The organism is Sulfitobacter sp. (assembly GCF_041552635.1).
GTDB lineage: Bacteria > Pseudomonadota > Alphaproteobacteria > Rhodobacterales > Rhodobacteraceae > Sulfitobacter.
In genome coordinates this window covers 1-5,840 of the sequence record NZ_JBFEKM010000207.1, presented here as the reverse complement: position 1 = coordinate 5,840, position 5,840 = coordinate 1, and the positions used below count along the sequence as shown (strand labels likewise).

General features: G+C 61.8%; 7 protein-coding genes. 4 read left to right on the top strand and 3 right to left on the bottom strand.

All coding sequences use genetic code 11. The features are described 5' to 3' along the window. The 3 genes from ABYT07_RS18320 to ABYT07_RS18310 form a co-directional block, all read right to left on the bottom strand. A partial coding sequence (locus ABYT07_RS18320) for an ABC transporter permease (RefSeq protein ID WP_372993459.1) occupies positions 1-453 on the bottom strand: 453 nt, incomplete at its 3' end. Beyond that, complete coding sequence (locus tag ABYT07_RS18315; protein WP_372993458.1) at positions 446-1,369, bottom strand: ABC transporter permease; 924 nt, start codon at positions 1,367-1,369, stop codon at positions 446-448. The genes ABYT07_RS18315 and ABYT07_RS18320, both read right to left, overlap by 8 nt. Beyond that, positions 1,359-2,435 carry an ABC transporter ATP-binding protein gene (locus ABYT07_RS18310; RefSeq protein WP_372993457.1) on the bottom strand — a complete coding sequence of 359 codons (1,077 nt, stop codon included), beginning with the start codon at positions 2,433-2,435 and terminating at the stop codon, positions 1,359-1,361. Before ABYT07_RS18310 ends, ABYT07_RS18315 begins: the two co-directional genes overlap by 11 nt. 79 nt (positions 2,436-2,514) lie before the next feature. Here ABYT07_RS18310 and ABYT07_RS18305 point away from each other — a divergent pair, with 79 nt between their 5' ends. From ABYT07_RS18305 to ABYT07_RS18290, 4 genes are all read left to right on the top strand, one after another. Beyond that, on the top strand, positions 2,515-3,216 hold the full coding sequence (locus ABYT07_RS18305; RefSeq protein ID WP_372993456.1) for a TetR/AcrR family transcriptional regulator: 702 nt from the start codon (positions 2,515-2,517) through the stop codon (positions 3,214-3,216). Continuing rightward, on the top strand, positions 3,213-4,862 hold the full coding sequence (locus ABYT07_RS18300; protein ID WP_372993455.1) for an amidohydrolase: 1,650 nt from the start codon (positions 3,213-3,215) through the stop codon (positions 4,860-4,862). The genes ABYT07_RS18305 and ABYT07_RS18300 overlap by 4 nt, the downstream gene beginning before the upstream one ends. Next, positions 4,852-5,331 carry a DUF3237 domain-containing protein gene (locus ABYT07_RS18295; protein ID WP_372993454.1) on the top strand — a complete coding sequence of 160 codons (480 nt, stop codon included), beginning with the start codon at positions 4,852-4,854 and terminating at the stop codon, positions 5,329-5,331. Before ABYT07_RS18300 ends, ABYT07_RS18295 begins: the two co-directional genes overlap by 11 nt. A gap of 69 nt (positions 5,332-5,400) precedes the next feature. After that, a partial coding sequence (locus ABYT07_RS18290) for an aminotransferase class III-fold pyridoxal phosphate-dependent enzyme (protein ID WP_372993453.1) occupies positions 5,401-5,840 on the top strand: 440 nt, incomplete at its 3' end.

The following is a 5,840-nucleotide window of genomic DNA, read 5'->3' as shown; positions in this document are numbered from 1 at the left end:
TCGAGATATTTTGCCCTCATATCTGAGATGCGCCATACCCCGCACGGCGGCCAAATACAGCCCCAGACGTGAGGCCCGACCCGCCGGGATAGCCCGCAAAAAAGACACCGCCGACGATTTCGCCGCATGCAAAGAGGCCCGTAATCTTTGATCCGTCGGCTCTGACGACGCTCCCCTTACTGCCAGCGCCGCCATGGTGGCAAGGCACGTCGATACGGTGGCCGCCATTGCCGCCACGATCAGCGAATTGAGCGCGGCACTGCGGAATGCCGCGTTGTCCAGCGCGGCTGCGAACCAACGCAGCGATGCGCCCTCCCACTGGCCCGACGTGTCACCGCCGTTGAATGCGTTCACCACGAGGATGAGGACAGGCACATAGAGGGCCAGAAAGGTGATGCACGCAATGAACGCGGCCCCGGGAATATGCGTGACGTCGAAGCGTTTCTCAGCCATTGGCGCGATCCTCTTTTGCGGCGCGGCGGGCATACCAGACAAGGGCACCCAGAACGACGAGAGTCAGAGTGATCGACAGCGCGGCTCCTAGCGGCCAGTTGCGGCCCTGCCCGAATTGCAGGTCAATAAGGTTGCCCCACATCATCGCACGTCCCCCGCCCATCAGGCGCGGCGTGACGTAGGCCCCGAGCGCCGGAATGAAGACCAGGATTGATCCTGCGATGATGCCCGGCCACATCAGCGGCAGCACGACACGGCGCAAGCAGTAGAGCCGTGAGGCGTATAAATCGTAAGCGGCTTCCGACAGGCGGAAGTCGAACTTCTCAATCGCGGCATAGACGGGCAGTACCATCAGCGGCAGGTACACATAGGTCATCCCCACCAGCACGGCACCATTGGTGAACATCATCTGTAGCGGCTCATTGATGATGCCCGTGGCCAGCAGCAACCGGTTGAGGGTGCCGTCGGCGCGGATCACATCTTGTATGGCGATAGTGCGCACCAGCAGGTTGGTCCAGAACGGCACTGTGATAAGGAACATCCAGAAGCCGCGCGAGGACGGCGGGCGCGTGGCGATGAACCACGCGGTCGGAATGCCAAAGACGCAGGTCAACGCAGTGGTGGCCAAAGCCAGCGCAATGGACCGGCCCAGGATCGTCAGATGCGCGGTGGCCGGGATCAGGCTGTCGTCAAAGAAGTCGCGTTCGAAAAATACCGCTCTCCATCCGTTGAGAGAGAAGCCCGGCTCAACACCTGCGTACTGACCCGCTTGCATAAAGGAATACGCGACCATGACCGCCAGCGGTAGGATAGACAGCAGCGTGATCACCGTCAGCGCGGGCAGCGCAAGCGACCAGCGCCGCCGGGTCTCTTTCCGGATCAGGGCGCGTTCGCTTGCGGGGGCGTCATGCGGCATCCGCGATCTCCTCCGGCAGGACGCGCAGCGCATCGATGGGCAGGGACACCTGCAATCTCTGTCCTTCGGCTAGGGACGTCCCGGCGTGGGATGTGTTCGGGGATCGCAGGCTAAGGGTGTTGCCGTTCTGTAGCCGCAGGCTGACATGAGTATCGGTCCCTGAGAAAACCAGCGCCTCAACCCGGCCATCAAGCGTGATGGCCTCTTGGGCGGTGGGGCCAACGACAACCTGTTCGGGGCGGATCATCACGGTGACTTGCCCGCTGCTTTTCGTGTCGCGCGGCATTGGCGCGGGCGGGCTTCCGGCCAGGATCAGCTTGCCGTCCGCAATGGTGCCCGGCAGGAAATTCGCTTCCCCGATGAACCCGGCGACAAACCGGTTTGCCGGATGATCGTAAAGCGATCGGGGGTCGGCCACCTGTTGCAACGTGCCCCCTTCCATCACTGCGATGCGGTCTGACATGGTCAGCGCCTCGTCTTGGTCGTGGGTGACAAAGATGAATGTCAGACCCAATTCCCGCTGCAGGCGCTTAAGCTCGAACTGCATCTGCTTGCGCAGCTTTAGGTCAAGTGCCGAGAGCGGTTCGTCCAGCAGCAGAATGCGCGGGCGCGGGGCCAGCGCGCGGGCCAGTGCCACACGTTGCTGCTGGCCACCGGACATCTGGCTGCTCTTGCGGTCGCGCAGGTGCGCCATCTGCACAATCTCGAGTATCTCATCCACCCGCGGAGCGACCTCCGCCGGTTTGGTGCCGCGCGCCTCAAGCCCGAAGGCGACGTTCTGCGCCACGGTCATGTGTGGAAACAGCGCATAGCTTTGGAACACTGTATTCACAGGGCGGTGGTTCGGCGGGATCGCTGCAATGTCTTTGCCGTCCAGCACCAGCTGCCCGCCGCTGGGCTGTTCAAAGCCGGCGATCAGCCGCAGCAGGGTCGTCTTGCCACAGCCGGACGGACCAAGCAGCGTAAAGAATTCACCCTCTTTGATGGTGATGTCGATCGACCTTAGCGCGTGAAAGGCGCTAGCCCCGGAACCGAATTTCTTTGAAAGCGAACGTATATCGAGCATGTGGAGCATCCTTGCAATTGCTCGAAAGTTATTGACAAAAAACTTTTAGTCAATAAAAATTTTTATACGAACAAAAAATATGAACCGCAACGAAGAGAGCCTGATGCCCAAAGATGCAGAACCCGGATTGCGTGATCGAAAAAAAGCCCGGCGCCGGGACGATATCATCGCGGCGGCAATCGATTTATTCGAGCGTAAGGGCGTTGATGCGACCACGGTCGCGGATATCGCCGAAGCCTGCGACGTGTCGGCACCCACTGTATTTAACTACTTCGGGTCAAAGGACGGCATCCTTGTCGCCATCGTCGAGGAAGGCACTCAGCGCAAGCGCGAGAGCGGATCGCGCAAACCTCGGCTGGAAGGCGTTCCGCTCGCCGACATCGTGCTGGACCTGTTCTCCGAGATCTCCGAGGAGACGCTGGATATCGCTTCACGCCGGGTCTGGCGCTACGCAGAAGCGTCGGTCATCCGACGCCCCGAGACGGACCTGTCCGACCGGTTTCGCAAAACTTCGCGCCTGTTGATTGAGGCGATTATAGATCGGCTGGAACTCTACGATTTGTGCACGCGGGCGGGCACGCCGATGGAGATCACCTATCTCGCGACGCTGCTCTATGACCTTTGGATGCCCTGCTACCTGACCCTTATCACGGACCCGCAGACCACGCTTGCGGATCATAACGCGATGCTGTCGCAACGGATCACGCCCCTTTTGACCTACGTCTTCGACGACGCCACGCTCACCGCGACGCGCCTGCGTCCGACAGGAGAAACCGCATGACCCCCACCTTCGTTTTCACCAATGCCGCCGTGCTGACCATGGACCCAAACGGGCCGCGCGCGACGGCGGTCGCCGTCGATGGCGACCGGATTACCGCTGTGGGCACCGACGCCGAGATCGCGGCGCTGGCGGGGCCAGAGACACGCAAGATCGACGCGCAAGGCCGCACGCTGCTGCCGGGTTTCGTGGAATCGCACGTGCATCTCTTCATGGGCGGCTACAACGAAACCGTGATCCGCGCCGACAGGGTCAGCGGCATGGAAGAATTGCGCGCGGCGGTCAGCGACTACGCAGCGGGCCATCCGGACCTCGCGCTGTTGCTGGGGCAAGGTGCCAGCTATCAAATTCTCGGGCCGGATCGGTCCTTGGACAGGCACGTGCTGGACGAGATTTGCCCCGACCGTCCGCTGGCGCTTATGGCCTATGATTTCCACACCGCGTGGGCCAACAACGCAGCGTTGAAGGCCGCGGGTTTGCTGGAGGGGCGTGAGTTGCCGCGCGGCAACGAGGTGGTCATGGGCGCGGACGGCAAAGCCACCGGCGAGCTGCACGAGAAGTTGGCGATGCTGCCGGTTCTGGATGTGCGCAATGTCGGCGGGCGTGAATCGCACGGCATGTCGGGAATCGAACCGCCCGTGCCTCCGACGGCAAAGGAACGCCAAGAAGACCGCGAGACCCTGAAGGTCGGCCTGCGCCATGCCGCCCGCCACGGCATCACCACGATGCACAACATGGACGGCAACCGCTATATGCTTGAGGTCCTGCGCGAGGTTGAGGAAGAGGGAAATTTGATCTCGCGGGTGAAGGTGCCGTTCCACCTGACGGCGGAAATGGACATATCGGAACTGGACCGCGCGAGTGCGATGACGCGGGACTTCACGGGCGACACCCTGAGCTGCAATTTCGTCAAAATCTTCCTTGACGGTGTCATAGCCAGCGGCACGGCAGCGATGATCGAACCCTATGCTAACCGTCCCGGCCACCGGGGCGATATGCTGTTCACGCGCGAGGATTTCATCGCGGCTGCGACAGAGATCGACAAACGCGGCATGCAGATCGCCATCCACGCCATCGGCGATGCGGCGGTGCGGCTGGCACTTGATGGCTATGAGGCGGCGGCCAATGCCAACGGCCCGCGCGACCGGCGGCACCGGATTGAACATGTCGAGATGCTGCAACCCGACGATCTGGGGCGCTTTGCCGAACTGGGTGTCGTTGCTTCGATGCAACCGCCGCACGCGCCTGTGCGCGAGGATGACACGACCGTGGGGATCGGCCCCGACCGGGCGGGTATGGCTTACGCTTGGCGCACCATCGCGGACACGGGTGCAATGGTCGCCTTTTCGTCAGACTGGCCGATCGTGCCGATCTCTCCGCTGGCGGGCATTCAGGCTGCGATGACGCGGAAGAATTGGGCCGAAGGTTTGCGAGATCAGCGGCTGGAGCTGCAAGATGTGCTGGCCGCCTATACCCGCAACGGGGCCTACGTCGGCTATGCCGAAGATCTGACCGGCATGATCCGGCCCGGCATGAAAGCGGACTTAGCGCTACTGTCGGGTGATATAGAAAAAGCGCAGGCTGATCAGATCGGTGCGTTAGAGGTCGATCTGACACTGTTCGACGGACAGGTGACCTATGAACGCTGATTGCCCCGATATCACGTCGTTGGGCGCGTCGTTGTCCCCCGGCCAGCCCCGCCTAACGCGGGTCTGTTCGATCCGGGCCGAGATTGCGCCGCCGACCGAATTCGACACCACCCGCGGCACCGGACGCGCGCTGTTCCCGATCACCGGGGGCGAGGTTGTGTCGGCCACATGGCGCGCAGAAATCCTGCCCGGCGGTGCCGATTTCGCCCGCCGTCTGGCTGATGGTACCTATGAAGTCGAGGCCCGCTATTTCCTTGAGCTGGAGGACGGGACGGTGCTGATGGTGCATAACGCAGGGCGCATGGTGCCGCAGCCTGACGGCAGCTATTTCGGACGCACGAGGGCGGAGTTGGAAGTGCCCGCTGGCGACAACGCGAGATGGGGCGATATGGTTCTTTTTGGCACCGCCTTTGCGCCTGCCGGAGACGAACAGAACGTTTTTATCGAACTTTGGCACGCTGAGATTTGAGGCGCATGCGACGCCGGTCGCCATTTTGCCCTGCCCCGGCAGGGGTCAATACTGTCTGAAAGGATCGACATGACACATCCAAACACACGCAGTGCCTGGGAAATGGACCGCGACCACCTGCTGCATCCCTACAGCGATTTCGCCACCTTCAAGGACGAAGGCAGTCAGGTCATCGAGAGCGCGAACGGCATCCACGTGACCGACAGCACAGGGCGCAAACTGCTGGACGGGATCGCTGGCTTGTGGTGCGTCAACATCGGCCACGGTCGGCGGGATATGGCAGAGGCCATCGCCAAGCAGGTGATGGACATGCAGTACTACAACCCGTTCGGGCACAGCACCAATGTTCCAGCGGCAGAATTCGGGGCTTGGCTGGCTGAGCATACGCCGGGCGATCTGAACCACGTCTTCTATTCCTGCGGCGGCAGCACCGCCAACGAAGCGGCCGTGCGGATCGCGCATTTCTACCACGAACTGCGCGGTAAGCCGTCGAAGAAAAAGATTATCTC

What these genes read in the sequence shown, in the direction of transcription:
- ABYT07_RS18295 (WP_372993454.1), top strand. Translation starts at nt 4,852, where the DNA reads ATGAACGCTGATTGCCCCGATATCACGTCGTTGGGCGCGTCGTTGTCC.
- ABYT07_RS18315 (WP_372993458.1), bottom strand. Translation starts at nt 1,369, where the DNA reads ATGCCGCATGACGCCCCCGCAAGCGAACGCGCCCTGATCCGGAAAGAG.
- ABYT07_RS18305 (WP_372993456.1), top strand. Translation starts at nt 2,515, where the DNA reads ATGAACCGCAACGAAGAGAGCCTGATGCCCAAAGATGCAGAACCCGGA.
- ABYT07_RS18310 (WP_372993457.1), bottom strand. Translation starts at nt 2,435, where the DNA reads ATGCTCGATATACGTTCGCTTTCAAAGAAATTCGGTTCCGGGGCTAGC.
- ABYT07_RS18300 (WP_372993455.1), top strand. Translation starts at nt 3,213, where the DNA reads ATGACCCCCACCTTCGTTTTCACCAATGCCGCCGTGCTGACCATGGAC.